This window comes from uncultured Fibrobacter sp., from assembly GCF_937877005.1.
Classification (GTDB): Bacteria; Fibrobacterota; Fibrobacteria; order Fibrobacterales; family Fibrobacteraceae; genus Fibrobacter.
On the sequence record NZ_CALEFV010000247.1, the window covers coordinates 26392 to 40044 of the forward strand.

Here is a 13653-nt window from a genome sequence, read left to right on the forward strand (position 1 = left end):
GAATGTAATTTTTTTCTTTATAGCAAATCCTGACCGATGGGATTTCCTTTGGGAGCATGAGCGTTCACATTCAACCAGTTTCCCCAACCAGATTCCTTGTGGAAAGTCGTCAGTTCGTAAGAGTCACGCTTTTTTGCTTTAGTAAAACTCATTCCGCTGTTGTAGGTTGCGCTATCTACCAGAACTACGGATAGCGAGAAATGGTCCAGTGGAGCATCCTTCGCAAAATGTGCTTCCATACGTGCAAGCGTCATGGAATCAAACGCGTTATCCAAATCTGCCGAAATTTTTACCAGGGAGTCATCCTTGGTTTCTTCTGCAAGTTTTCGCGCATAGTCCCTTATGTCGTACAGGTAATATATGTTCGCCACCCTGTAGCACTTGTCTGCGGCTACGTCTATGGAGGGCCTCACTTTTTCATCTGCGTAAAGAGTAACAAGGCGGCTAGACAACCTTTTCACGATTGGCGTCAAGTTCGCCAGCTTTTCTGCTTTCAGGAACTGGAAATCCCCATTCTGTTCCCCGGGGAGATATTCCGTTTTCCAGGCCACCTGCACATCCCTATTTTCAAAGGCTCCCTTGACAATTTCTTCAAATTTACCATCTTCGTCATGGGTCAATATATCCACAATTTCGGTCATTAGCTCCCCCCGCGAAGTCATAAGGGAATGTTCCGACACCATCACGTAATCTGCATAGGGGTATATTTCCTGCATGGATTCGAGGTTTCCCATAAGGCAGTTATGGAAAAGTATTGCCTTAAAATGAGGAATCTTTGATTTCTTGATTCCTGTGGCGAATTCTTCCATGGTCATGGACTCATTATACCCATACTCACCATAAGTAACCCATTCATCCTCCATCACGGACATCACCGCCTGTTTCGCCAGGCTTCCGCGCTTGGATTTTGGGTAGTCGCTCTCAAAACTGAATCCCTCCCCATGGGCTTCCAGGAAAAAGAGGTATTCCTGAGCCGGCAAGCTGTCGTGTGCGTAGTTAATCACTGAAGCCAAGTAATCCGGATCATAGAACTTGATGGAGTCCTTTACAATGGCTACAGAATCTTTCATGGAAGACAAGTCGGTATTCCTCGTGAGTTCAAAGAACAGCAACTGTCCGGGGTATGCCATGGTTCCATCAAAGTCTTTGCCATCCAAGCCATATTTATAGACAACCAGGACACGGACATCTTTTTCGTCTCCGATGACATCCCTGACATCTTTCATCGTCGCCTCGATACTCCTTTCCATGTCCCCGCCATTCTGGCCATAGATAATGACCGTATAACGGGCGACGCCTTCGGAACTAGCTGAACTGGAAGAATCATCGGAACAGGCCACAAGGGCAAACAGCACAAGGAACAAGGCCATGCGCAAGAACGGCGAAATAAACCTTACCATATCTCAGAGAATTCCTATTTAGTTTCGACTTTTTGAAAGGGGGCTAGTTCTTCGCAGGTCTTGCCCTTGTCTTCATCCGAGTAATAATTTACGACAATCGTATCAAAGCCGTTATCGTCATCGCAGGTTTGCACAGGTTCTTTTTCCACGGAGGCGCACCCGTCGATAAATTCTATGTCCTTGTCATCACTTGCAAACTGCATCACGCTTGATTTCAATGTAGCGGCGAGTTTATACTCTACGCACACCTCCATTTTTTTGTTATAGAAAGACATTACCTTGGTACTATCCACGACAATATCTTCCTCAATGTCAAAATCATCATCCTCTTCTTCATCGTCTGCAAGCAATTCTTCGCAGCTTTGCTTGGCCACAGTCTTATCATAAACGAAAATGGACGAACCATCATCGGATTCGCAGGTATTCTTAGCGTTTTGTGCATCGCAACCCGTTTCTTGCCAGGAGGCTTTCAAGGTGAGCCCCCCCTCAGTCAAGTCAGCGCACTCTTCTGCAACGGAATCCTTTGCCGATTCCGGGGCCTGCATGCATAGATAAGGAATCAATTCGTCTTCCATGACAACCGACATAAGGCAAGATACCTGGGGTTCATCAGAGGACGAGGAATCGTCGGAACAAGCAACCATAACAGAAGTGGCTACGGCAAGACACCCAAAGACTAGCTTTTTCATTGGACTTCCTTTTTTAAAGGTGGAACGCTTTTTCAATAAATAACAATAATGCGGGAACGTGTCAAGACATATGGACTCAATACGCCACCCCAGATAATCAAGAATAAAAAAAAGCCCGTTTCCGGGCCCTTTGGGGGAATGAGGTTGTGGGGCATGAGGTCGGTCGCTTGCAGCTCCCTCTGAAACTCAAAGCGACCCTGTAAGGGGAGCGAGCCCACGCCTCAAAGGGCGTAAGCCCGCGCTCATACCTATTTAACAGCCGAGTTTTGCGGACAGGTAAGCTTCGAGTTCGTCGATCTTCACCAGTTCCTGCTTCATGGAGTCGCGTTCACGGACGGTCACGAAGCCGAGCTTTGCCGGATCGGATTCACCCTCGCCCACCGTGTCGAAGTCGACGGTCACGCAGAACGGCGTGCCGAGTTCGTCCTGACGGCGGTAGCGCTTACCGATGGACTGGGTTTCATCGTATTCCACGTTCCAGCGGTTCAGGAGCTTCTGGTAGAGTTCTTCGGCCTTGGCCTTCACCTGGCCCTTCTTCACCAGCGGGAGCACGGCGACCTTCACCGGAGCAATCTTCGGGTCGAAATGGAGCACGGTACGTTCGTCATTTTCGAGCTTTTCAACTTCGTAAGCGTCGCAGAGAAGCACGAGGAGCAAACGTTCCACACCGAGAGACGGTTCCACGACGTACGGAATGTAGCGCTTGTTCTGGACCGGGTCGATGTATTCCTGCTTGACCTTGGATTCGTTCTGGTGCTGCGTCAAGTCGTAGTTCGTACGGCTGGCGATACCCCAGAGTTCGCCCCAACCGAACGGGAATTCGTATTCGACGTCGGTGGTACCGTTGGAGTAGTGAGAAAGTTCTTCCTTGGCATGTTCGCGGAGGCGGAGCTTTTCCTTGTTCACGCCCAGGTCGTTCACGAGCCAGTCGAAGCAGTACTTGCGCCAGAAGTTGTACCATTCCAGTTCGGTGCCCGGTTCGCAGAAGAATTCCAGTTCCATCTGTTCGAATTCGCGGGTACGGAAGATGAAGTTACCCGGAGTGATTTCGTTACGGAAGCTCTTACCGATCTGGCCCACACCGAACGGGATACGCGGGCGGACGTTATCGACAATGTTCTTGAAGTCAACGAAGATACCCTGGGCCGTTTCCGGACGCAGGTAAACCTTGTTGCCTTCGCCTTCGATCACGCCGATTTCGGTCTGGAACATCAGGTTGAATGCGCGGGGCTTGGTCCAGTCGGTCTTGCCGCAGGTCGGGCATTCAATCTTGTTGTCCATCATCATCTGGTGGACTTCGTCAAAGTTCTTGCCGGCGCAGCAGCCTTCGCCGAGTTTGTCTTCCAAAAGCTGGTCGGCACGGAAACGTTCGTGGCAAGCGAGGCAGTCGACCAGCGGGTCAGAGAAGTTACCCACGTGGCCGGAGGCCTTCCAGACGCGGGGGTTCAAGAGAATAGAGCTGTCGAGACCGAGCACGTCCTGGCGGCTCGTCACAAACTTCTTCCACCAGAGGTTCTTGATGTTGCGCTTCAGTTCCACGCCATACGGACCGTAGTCCCAAGTGTTGGCGAGGCCGTCGTAAATTTCGGAGCCGGGGAAAATGAAACCGCGGCGCTTGCAGAGGGAGATGATGTCCTTGAGGGCATCCTGAACTTTCTTTGCCATTTTAGAGTCCTTTTGTTTTTTATGCGAGCAAATTTAGAAAATAGTGGCTAGTGATTAGTGGTTAGTAAACAGGAAAAAAGCAAAAAAAACAACCATATCGAGGGCAAACAGGCGGGAATTCTTTCGTCTAACTGAGGATGATAGACTCTGACGGGGCAAAAACAGCAAAAAAATTCTATATTAAACAATTATCTATGAAATTGCTTGTCCCCTTATTGCTGTTAACGCTTCCTTTTTCCATTTGGGCCAAAGAGGATCACATGGCAAAAAACGCCATTCCCCTAGTAGATGTCCCCAAGGAAACGAATATCGAAGCACCATCGACAAGCATTAATACCCCTAAAGCAGAGACACCCGAAACAGAAAGCGAATTCACGGGAAATGTCGTCATCGACGAAGCCGATGCAGGCAATGTCGTAGATAGCGTCGCGAAGGATACCGTCAAGGCTGCACTACCCGCTAGTGACTCTCTAGACAAATCAGACCCCTCGGAAGACTTAGCTGCAGCCGACACCCTTAACGAAGATAGCGAAGTATCTGCAGCCGAGAACGAGGCCGCCGAAGCAGAACTGGCCGCCGACATGGCTAGCACAGACTCCGCTACGACCGACTCCGTTCACAAACTTGTCCTCGACATGACGACCGCCTTCGTGCCCTCGGCCAGCAAGCGCATATCAGCACCCTATGGCATTCGCACCTACCGCATGCACCGCGGCGTGGATCTCGGGCTCTGCCACGACGAAGACCGCACCATCGTAGCCGCCTTTACAGGCGTCGTCGCTAAAGTCCGCAACCAGGGACGCCGCAGAGGATACGGAAAATACGTTATCCTGGACCACGGAAACGGACTCACCACCCTGTATGCACACCTCGCCAGCTGGAAGGTCAATGTCGGCGACACACTGCAGGCCGGTGACACCATCGGCGTCGGCGGCAATACGGGCCGCTCATTCGGCGCTCATCTGCATTTCGAGATGCGCTTCAACGGCACCTACATCGACCCCGCCACCGTCTTCAACTTCGAAGAAGGCACATTCATCAATGCAATGACGGAAATTGACGAAAATCAGCTCCAGGTTGTCGAGGCCGGATACCAGAAAGAACTTTCCAAGCATCGCTACTACAAGGTGCGCCGCGGCGACTGCCTCGGAAAGATTGCCCGAAAATACGGGATTTCTATACGCAGGCTCAAACAGCTGAACGGTATCAAGGGCAACATGATCCGACCGGGCCAGGTGCTGCGCTGCTCGTAAAAACATGCTCCCGGTTCATTTCGCCCCGCTACAGGGTTTTACCGAATCCGCCTACAGACAGGCTCATTACCTATCAGCACCCGGAATCGACACATACTACACCCCCTTTTTGAGGATTGAAAAAGGTGAAATCCGAACAAAGGACCTTCGTGATCTGGATGCGGACACATGCTTTTCTACCACAATCGACGGAAGAAAGCCCTACCACCTTGTTCCGCAGATTATCGTGCGCAATGAATCAGAATTCGATACACTAACAGAAACTATAACTGCACGAGGTTTCTGCGAAATCGACATCAACATGGGCTGTCCATTCCCAATGCAGACCAAGTCAGGACGGGGCGCAGGAATTCTTCCCAATATCGAACAGGTTCGCAGGATTCTTGTGAAAATCACTCAGTTCCAATCTAGTGCAAGCCCCATTCAATTCAGCATCAAAATGCGTTCAGGGCTCGAACACCCCGACGAATGCCTAAAACTGCTCCCGTACCTGAACGAAACTCCCCTAACCCATATCACGCTCCACCCACGTCTCGGAACGCAGCAATATAAGGGAGCTCTCGATTTCAGCACATTCGATTATTTTTACGATGAATGCAGGCACCCACTTCTCTTTAACGGAGACTTGACCACTCTTTCACAAATCGAGTATATCGAGAAACGCTATCCAAATCTCGCAGGAATCATGATCGGCAGGGGTCTCCTCGCAAACCCAGTTCTAGCAGCCCAATATGCAGGAATCCCCTGCGAAACAACGATGAAAACCCTCATCAAGATCCATACAGACATCCTTGCCGACTATTCGCAGAGACTGCAGGGAAATGCCCAGATTCTAGACAAAATTCGCGCCTTCTGGACCTATGCGGAGCTCCCCAAAAAAATCAAGAAGAAAATTGAGAAATCCAGGAATCTTGATGAATACCTCGAGGCCGTTGCCGAACTGGCCTAATTCCTAGTGAGTATCGCGCCTGACAATGCGGTCATATGCCCTGAAAATGGCCGCTTGGCTTAATGCCCCGACGACTTCACCCGCGTCGTTCTTCACACAGACCTGGTCCACCGGGAATCGTGCGAAAATCTTGGATGCTGTATGCAGATCCGTCGACACAAAAAGCATCGGGACCTTTACGGTGCAATCCGAAACCAGAAGGTGCCGGATTAGCTCCGGCGACGAAATAAAGGCAGACTTGACCACGGCCATATCCAGCAGACCGATATAGGATTCACCCTCGTACACCGGGTAAACATAATTCAGGTCAACATACTTCAAAACCTTCGCAAGCGGTTCATCACCCCTAAGCGACTTAATTTCACAGGGTTCGATTACCTCGCCTACGCTTGTAACGCTGAGCACATCCACATCCATATCGCTCTTGTGGGCTGGACTTGCGAACTTGTTCAGGACCTGACTCTTGTAGATACTCCATGGGCGTGAAAACGCGATATGCATGACAGCCGCAATTAATAGTCCCGGCAAAAGGGTGTAGCTACCCGTCATTTCGCAAACCATAACGACACCGGCAATCGGAGCCTTGGCCGCCCCCGCAAAGAAGGCTGCCATTCCAACCAGAATAAACATCTCGGGCGCCCGCATCGCACCGGGGAAAAATAACTCGCAGATTCCAGCAAACATGGCACCGAGCACGCCTCCAATAAATAGCGATGGCCCAAACACGCCGCCCGAACCGCCCGAACCCACCGTGAAAGCCGTCGCAACGATTTTTGCAATCGCAATCGCAAGCAGCAGTGCCACCCCCCAAAATGAATGCGGAACAAGCCCCCGCATAATTTCGCCTATGAATTCGAATCCACCACCCATGACTTCCGGGTAAGCGACGATAACCACAGAGACAAAGACCCCACCTACGGCCGGTTTCAGCCAGTCAGGAATCGCCCAACGGGCAAAACGCGTTTCGGACTCGCTATAAAAACGTACATACAGGTACGAAAATGGAAAACAAAGAAATCCTAGCAAGGCACAAGCCAGTAACTCGGCAGGATTCGTGAGTGGAAACGCAGGCACTCCCGCTATCACGGGCTCAGTTCCGAGCATCGCGATGCATACAGCAAAGGCAACCACTGACGAGACTATGGATGTCGCAAAGGCGTTAGACTCGAAATCTTCTCGGTACAGGACCTCGACCGATGTAAGAGCCCCCGCCAAAGGGGCCTTGAAAATGGCTCCGAGCCCCGCAGCCGTTCCAGCAAGCGTAAACTGCCGTCGCAACGACTGCGGCATCTTGAACAGACTGCAAATCGTCGAGGCGACTCCAGAACCGATTTGCGAAACAGGCCCCTCGTAACCGGCGCTACCGCCCGTCGAGAGCGTAATGATACTCGTAACGAACTTAATCGGGGCGACACGCGCACGAACCATTCCACCCTGATGGTGAAATGAACGGATCATGTTATCGGTCCCCTGCCCCGCCGCTTCAGGTGCCTTCGCAAACTTGAAGATAATCAGCCCCACGACGAGGCCGCCCAGTGTCGGCATCGCAGCAAAACACCACCTCGGGAGAGCATTTCCGCCAGACCATGGCAAACGGACTAATTGGCAGGCCTGCTCAAGACAACAACGAAAAGCAACCGCAACCAGTCCCGTAACCAAACCGATTACCGCCGCCAAAATAATTTTCGGCAGATAACCATTGATAGCGAGCAGCTTCGCAAATTGCTTTTGGAAATCTTTCACGGGCGCAAATGTAGAAATTTGAGGCAAGTTTGCCTAGAAGTAAGCGAGCTTTTAACAACAATCGATACACTTCGGTCATTTTGTCTATTACTAAAATTGTATTTGAAGAAGAATCATTTTAAATTCCTTTGTGAGGAGAACGAAATCTCATGAACATTAAATCAACCTTTACTGCAATCACGCTTTCCGCAGCGGCAACCCTTATGGCAAAAGACTATTCAGGCGCAGAACTCTATACCAACGAAACTTGGATGTACGGTAAGTTTGAAGCCCGTATGCAAATGGCCGCCGGCTCTGGTACGGTAAGCTCCATGTTCCTCTACCACAACGATTCCTACCTGGGAGCCCCGGAACCATGGGTTGAAATTGACATTGAAATTCTAGGGAAAAATCCAAATAGTTTCCAGTCTAATATCATTACCGGTTATGGCCCCGGCGAAGATACCAAAGTCACAAGTGAAAAACACCACGGCATAAACCCGGCATCAAACGAGTCTTTCCATACATACGGAATAGAATGGACTCCCGATTATGTTGCATGGACTCTTGACGGTCAAGTTGTCCGCAAGACTGTCAAGGGACAGGGCGACAATAACCAGGTGCAAGATCTCGGCAAGAAACCGCAGGGGCTCCGTTTCAACCTCTGGTCTCATGAAGATGCCGGCTGGGTAGGCGCATGGAACGACAACATCCTCCCCGTTTACCAGTTCATCAACTGGGTCAAGGTTTACGAATACACGCCGGGACAGGGCGACAACGGAAGCGACTTCAAACTTCAGTGGACGGACGATTTCAAGACATTCGATGCAAACCGCTGGGGCAAGGGTGATTGGACCTTTGAAGGCAACCGTGTCGACATTAGCCCGAGCAACATCTATGCAAAAGACGGCATGGTCATTATTGCACTGACCAAGAAGGGGCAGGAAAGCTTCAATGGACAGGTTCCTCAAGATCCCGAAGGGGACGCCATGCTCAACGGATCTTCGCAGCAGTCTTCTAGCAGTGAACAATTTACCCCGCCTAGCTCCAGTAGCGAATACAATCCGCTCAGTTCCAACAGCGAACAGAACATGGGCATTCTCCAGAACCGCGCCAAGTTCCAGAACAAGGAAATTCGCGGTACGGTCAATGCCAAGGGTGCCCGAGTGAACCCGAGCAACAAGGCCAACTACCAAGTGGACTTTAACTTCTAGAAATTCATCCAACCCCAAACAACCCCGACCTGCGCAGGAACCTCCCCTGCGCAGGTCATTTGTTTACAGCCCACATTGCAAACATTTTTATTAATATTTAAGCATGAAACAGCGGATTATCAAGGCTTTGCTCAACATGAACCTCGCCGAAGGCGACCGACTCCCTTCGGTGCGTTCCATGATCAAGGGGTTCGGTGCTTCGTCGGGCACGGTGCAGGCGGCGCTTGCCGAGCTAGAATCCGCCGGAAAGATTTGCAAGATTCAAGGAAAGGGCTGTTTCTGGGGCACGTCTCCCCTACGGACCAAGGTTCCCTACATTCACGAGACGGTTTCTGAAAAACTCGCCAAGGCGTTCGAGCGCGACTTCGCGCAGGGTTACCTAAAGCCGTCGATGCCGCTCCCCCTTTCCAAGGAACTCTCTGCCCGCTATAACATTTCGCAGGGCACGCTCCGCAAGTTCCTAGAAGAAAAGGTGGCCTTGGGCATCTTGAAAAAAGAAGGCCGCCAGTACGTTTTTTACCGCAAGCAGCAAAAAAAGGACGAAGCTCCGCTCAGCGAACTCATCTTCGTGACGCGATGCAACAGCTGGGGCGGATTCAGCGCCGAAAGCGAACGCGAACTGGACTTTTTGCGCCTCATTTACAAGACCGCCGGTAAGAATCATTACAAGCTCACCCTGTTCGGCATCAATGACGCCACGGGCAAGCTCATTGACCGCAGCGGCAAACCCTGCAAACTTTCGGAACACCCGAACGCCGTCGGGGCCGTGCTTTCGACGCTCTTGGTGCAGAACGTCAGGCCGCTCCTGACATTTTTTGCCGACGCCAAGTTCCCCGTGGCCGTATGGTGGGAACATCCCATTGACGCTGTGCCGCGCAGTTTTTTGCGCAAGGACAACTGGATATTCTTCAACTCCACCTTCGGCAAAACTCCCGGCAAAGAAATTGGCCGCTACCTGCTGGGCCTCGGCGTGACCGAAGTGGGCTATTTTTCGCCGTACCACAATAGTTCCTGGTCCAAGGACCGCTTGACCGGCCTCGAAGAATCGGGGCTCGTGGTGCACCCCTACGTGGACGCCGAATTTGCTAGCCCCTGGGATTACAAACAAATTGCCCGCAAGAAAGTCGAAAAACTCTCCGTAGAAATCATGGCGCGCAGCTTGGAAAAGGACAAGCTCAAGACGCTCGCCGAGCGCGCCCTTGAATTCCAGAGGGCAAACGGCAACAACATGCCCTGGATTTGCGTAAACGACGAAGTCGCGGGAATCTTCATGGAAATGGCCGAAGAAAACAACATGGAAATCCCGCAGCCAAACATCGGGCCGACCTACATCGCCTTCGACAACTCCATGGAAAGCTACCTGCTGCGCATTCCCTCTTACGACTTCAACACCGACGCACTCGTAGAACAAATCTTCTACTACATCAGCAACCCCTCGGCTTTTGACGGAATCAAAAAAATCCACCACATCCTCGGGAACGTGGTGGAGAAATGACACGAAGTGTCATTCTGAGCGGAGAACTGAAGGTTCGTAGTCTCTTTGATCACTTAGCGCTTTAGCGCTTATGTGAGCATGATCCCCCTTGCGGGGAGAAGAATCCAGTCCTTAATATTCTAGTCTAGATCCTTCGAACGCTTCGCGTTCTCAGGATGACACAGGATTTTACTTATTCTTATTGACGATCAACATCTTGGCCTTAAAGGTCTTCTTGTCGATCCACTTGACCATCAGAGAGACCTTGTTGTCCTTGTTCAAGGCCGCCCAGTACTTTTTGAGCGTGTCTTCGGCGTTGTCGAAAATCGGCATCAGCTTCGGGAAGCCATTGAAACTCGGAATCGGGCTTCCGTCGGTTTCGTAGGTGCTGATGAAGTGGCCAAGCCCCGGCAAAGCCTTCTCGTATTCAAACGTCATGCGTTCGCAACCAGCGTCTTCGCAGTTGCCCCTGCTCTTGAGGATAGAGAGCTTGTACACGGCGGGGCTTGCGTTCTTGTAGTGGATGCCGGAAATACGCGGCGTGAAGTTCGGGGCGTCGTCTTCGTACTGGCGCGTGCGGAGGGCGCTTTCAAAGGTGCCACCCAGCTTGATGGCGTTGTAAATCGTATCGGTCTGGTCGCCGTTGGTGATAATCTGGACATCGGCAGTGTGACGTGCCGGGTAGTAGATAATCAGGTGCGGGTCCGTGAGCTTCGATTCGTCGAAGGCCTTCGTCTTCATGAAACCTGTCTTGGGTTCGATTTCGAAAACGCGGTTGCGGCTGTTGACGCTACGGCCCATAATCCAGTAGACCTGAACGTAGGACTTGCCGTCGGCGCTTTCGCCGAGGATAATGCCACGGCCAGGATAGGGGTTATTGGAGAGGGCCTTGAAATTCTGTTTTGCTTCGTCTGTGTAGGACATAGTGATTAGTAAATAGTGGTTGGTGGTTGGGAAATTTTATCGTTTCGGGTTGTAATTGTTCATGAGCACCATGGCAACGGCAACGCAGAGCATCACCACGCTGCCGACAATGACTTGCTGGCGGTGGTTGTATTCTCGCTTGACGTAGGTCGGATTCTCTTCGTTGAGCTCCTGGAGCGTCGGACCCTGGTTCAGCTTAGTCGAGTCGATGCCGTAGAGTTCCGCCGCTTCTTCGTCAGTCATGTTCAGCGTACTGACGTAAGCGCTGTCGTACTTGTCGAGCTTGTCTGCGGCAGCCGCGGGAATCGCAAGGAAAAGGGCTAGCAGCACCGCAAGCAATAAACTGCCGTGGATTGCCGCGCCCCTACGGGGCTCGCAATGACGTAACGAAGACGTCCTCCCCATTTCGCAACTATTCCTTCGCGAGCTTGTCGAGGATCTGGTTCACGAGGCCCGGGTTAGCCTTGCCGCCGGACTTGCGCATGGTCATACCGACCAAGAAGCCCTTCAGCGCAACCTTGCCAGCCTTGAATTCGGCGAACTGGGCTGCGTTTTCGGCACACACGGCACGGACCACTTCTTCGATGGCACCGGTGTCGGTCACCTGCACGAGGCCCTTTTCCTTCACGATAGCTTCAGGATCCTTGCCGGTCTCGAACATCTCGGCAAAGACCGTCTTTGCAATCTTTCCGTTGATGGTGTTGTCGGCAATGAGGTTCACGAGCTTGCAGAGGTCTTCAGGCTTGATCTTGAGGGCGCTGAGGCCGCCTTCGAGTTCCTTCACCTTGGCGAGGAGTTCGGTAATCACCCAGTTGGCCAAGACCTTGCCGTTCTTGCAGTTCTTGGCGGCAGTGTCGTACCATTCGCTCACGTCGCGGTCTTCGGTAAGCACCATGGCATCGTATTCGGAAACACCGAAGTCGTCCATGAAGCGCTTGCGGCGGGCATCCGGCAGTTCCGGAAGCGTGCGGCGGATTTCTTCCACGAAGGCAGGGTCGGTCACGAGGCGGACCATGTCCGGTTCCGGGAAGTACTTGTAGTCGTGGGCGTCTTCCTTGGAGCGGATGACGATGGTCTTGTCCGCGTTGGGGTCGTAACGCTTGGTGCACTGTTCCACTTCCTTACCGGCATCGAGGGTCGAGGCCTGCAGGTTCATTTCGCAGTACAGGGCCTTCTCGAGGTTCGTAAAGCTGTTCAGGTTCTTGATTTCGGCGCGGATACCGAATGGAGCATCTTCGCTCTTGCGGAGAGAAATGTTGCCGTCGCAGCGCATGTTGCCGTTTTCCATGTTGGCGTTGGACACGCGGGTGTATTCCAGCGTCTGCTTGATCTTCTTGAGCACGAGCACGGCTTCTTCGGGGCTACGGATATCCGGTTCGGTCACGATTTCGCAGAGCGGAGTGCCGCAGCGGTTCGCGTCAAAGTGGGAATCGGTGGGGCTCATGTCGTGGATGAGCTTGCCGGCGTCTTCTTCCATGTGGATACGGGTAATGCCCACGCGCTTCTTGGTGCCGTCATCCTTGACGATTTCGAGCCAGCCGTTCTTGCAAATCGGGTGGTCGTACACCGGAAGTCCGCCCGTCTGGGTAATCTGGTAGCCCTTCGGCAGGTCCGGGTAGAAGTAGTTCTTGCGGGTCCACATGGCGTTCAGGTCGATTTCGCAGTTCAGGGCAAGGCCCAGGCGAATGGCGTATTCCACCGCCTTCTTGTTCGGCACGGGCATGGCACCCGGCATACCGAGGCAAACAGGGCACACGTGCTTGTTCGGGGTCGTATTCACTTCGATTTCGCAGCCGCAGAACATCTTGGTTTTAGTCGCGAGCTGGCAATGGATTTCAAGACCGATAACAGGACAATAATTGGACATAAAAACTCCGTAATTTTACGGGGATAAAGATAGAAAAATAGTGGTTAGTGGTTAGTGGTTAGTGATTAGGAATATGCTAGAGTTCGTCCAGGGTCACGACGAGGACATCGGTAAGGGTGCGGAAATTGGCGCATTCGGTAAGGATGCAGTCGGCGCCGTTCACAAACGCCGTCGCAAGGCGCAGGGACTCCGCTTCGGTAATCTTGTGGTTCGTCTTCTGCGAAGCAGCAAAAAGTTCAGCCGCCTTAACAGAAACTTCGGCATCTACCGGGCACACCTTCACGTTCTTGGAATGTTCGAAGAACTCGCGGTACTGGCGCGCCAACACGCCCTCGCTATTTTCAAAGGCCCGGCGGCTTATTTCAAATAAAGTAACGGACGAAACAAGAATCTGTATATTCTTCTCGTACACCATGTCAAGGACACTGGAAACCACCGGGTAATAGTCGGGATGCATCTGTAACAGCCGGACCAGTGAGCCCGAATCAAGAAACAT

12 protein-coding genes are annotated in these 13653 nt (G+C 52.0%); 4 read left to right on the forward strand and 8 right to left on the reverse strand.

The window, feature by feature from the left end; translation table 11 throughout:
- Positions 1 to 17: 17 nt before the first annotated feature.
- The 3 genes from Q0628_RS10795 to Q0628_RS10805 all read right to left on the reverse strand — a co-directional run bounded on the left by Q0628_RS10795 (position 18) and on the right by Q0628_RS10805 (position 3754).
- Complete coding sequence (locus Q0628_RS10795; protein WP_298770898.1) at positions 18 to 1400, reverse strand: clostripain-related cysteine peptidase; 1383 nt, start codon at positions 1398 to 1400, stop codon at positions 18 to 20.
- Positions 1401 to 1414: 14 nt separating this feature from the next.
- The gene (locus Q0628_RS10800) at positions 1415 to 2089 is read right to left on the reverse strand and encodes a hypothetical protein (RefSeq protein ID WP_298770899.1); all 675 of its coding nucleotides are present in this window, start codon (positions 2087 to 2089) and stop codon (positions 1415 to 1417) included.
- 252 nt (positions 2090 to 2341) lie between these two features.
- Positions 2342 to 3754: a glycine--tRNA ligase gene (locus Q0628_RS10805; RefSeq protein WP_290737899.1), complete on the reverse strand. Its 1413-nt coding sequence runs from the start codon at positions 3752 to 3754 to the stop codon at positions 2342 to 2344.
- Between the two features lie 260 nt (positions 3755 to 4014).
- Between Q0628_RS10805 and Q0628_RS10810 the strand changes: the two genes are divergently transcribed.
- A complete protein-coding gene (locus Q0628_RS10810) occupies positions 4015 to 5007 on the forward strand; it encodes a peptidoglycan DD-metalloendopeptidase family protein (RefSeq protein ID WP_298770900.1) in 993 nt (330 codons plus the stop codon).
- A 4-nt stretch (positions 5008 to 5011) separates the two neighbouring features.
- Positions 5012 to 5956 carry a tRNA-dihydrouridine synthase family protein gene (locus Q0628_RS10815; RefSeq protein WP_298770901.1) on the forward strand — a complete coding sequence of 315 codons (945 nt, stop codon included), beginning with the start codon at positions 5012 to 5014 and terminating at the stop codon, positions 5954 to 5956.
- A 3-nt stretch (positions 5957 to 5959) separates the two neighbouring features.
- On the opposite strand, the gene Q0628_RS10820 is transcribed toward Q0628_RS10815, so the two are convergent.
- On the reverse strand, positions 5960 to 7699 hold the full coding sequence (locus Q0628_RS10820; protein ID WP_298770902.1) for a chloride channel protein: 1740 nt from the start codon (positions 7697 to 7699) through the stop codon (positions 5960 to 5962).
- A 149-nt stretch (positions 7700 to 7848) separates the two neighbouring features.
- Here Q0628_RS10820 and Q0628_RS10825 point away from each other — a divergent pair, with 149 nt between their 5' ends.
- Together Q0628_RS10825 and Q0628_RS10830 are read left to right on the forward strand one after the other, a co-directional pair.
- A complete protein-coding gene (locus Q0628_RS10825; RefSeq protein ID WP_298770904.1) occupies positions 7849 to 8892 on the forward strand; it encodes a glycoside hydrolase family 16 protein in 1044 nt (347 codons plus the stop codon).
- Positions 8893 to 8995: 103 nt separating this feature from the next.
- Complete coding sequence (locus tag Q0628_RS10830) at positions 8996 to 10387, forward strand: GntR family transcriptional regulator (RefSeq protein WP_298770906.1); 1392 nt, start codon at positions 8996 to 8998, stop codon at positions 10385 to 10387.
- A 168-nt stretch (positions 10388 to 10555) separates the two neighbouring features.
- Here the strand turns inward: Q0628_RS10830 and Q0628_RS10835 are convergent, their stop codons facing one another.
- From Q0628_RS10835 to Q0628_RS10850, 4 genes are all read right to left on the reverse strand, one after another.
- On the reverse strand, positions 10556 to 11290 hold the full coding sequence (locus Q0628_RS10835) for an IMP cyclohydrolase (protein ID WP_298770908.1): 735 nt from the start codon (positions 11288 to 11290) through the stop codon (positions 10556 to 10558).
- Positions 11291 to 11326: 36 nt separating this feature from the next.
- Positions 11327 to 11695, reverse strand: a complete 369-nt coding sequence (locus Q0628_RS10840) for a hypothetical protein (protein ID WP_298770910.1) — start codon at positions 11693 to 11695, stop codon at positions 11327 to 11329.
- A gap of 7 nt (positions 11696 to 11702) precedes the next feature.
- On the reverse strand, positions 11703 to 13157 hold the full coding sequence (gatB, locus tag Q0628_RS10845) for an Asp-tRNA(Asn)/Glu-tRNA(Gln) amidotransferase subunit GatB (protein WP_298770912.1): 1455 nt from the start codon (positions 13155 to 13157) through the stop codon (positions 11703 to 11705).
- A gap of 76 nt (positions 13158 to 13233) precedes the next feature.
- Positions 13234 to 13653, reverse strand: coding sequence for a PIN domain-containing protein (locus Q0628_RS10850; RefSeq protein ID WP_298770915.1), 420 nt, complete (start codon positions 13651 to 13653; stop codon positions 13234 to 13236).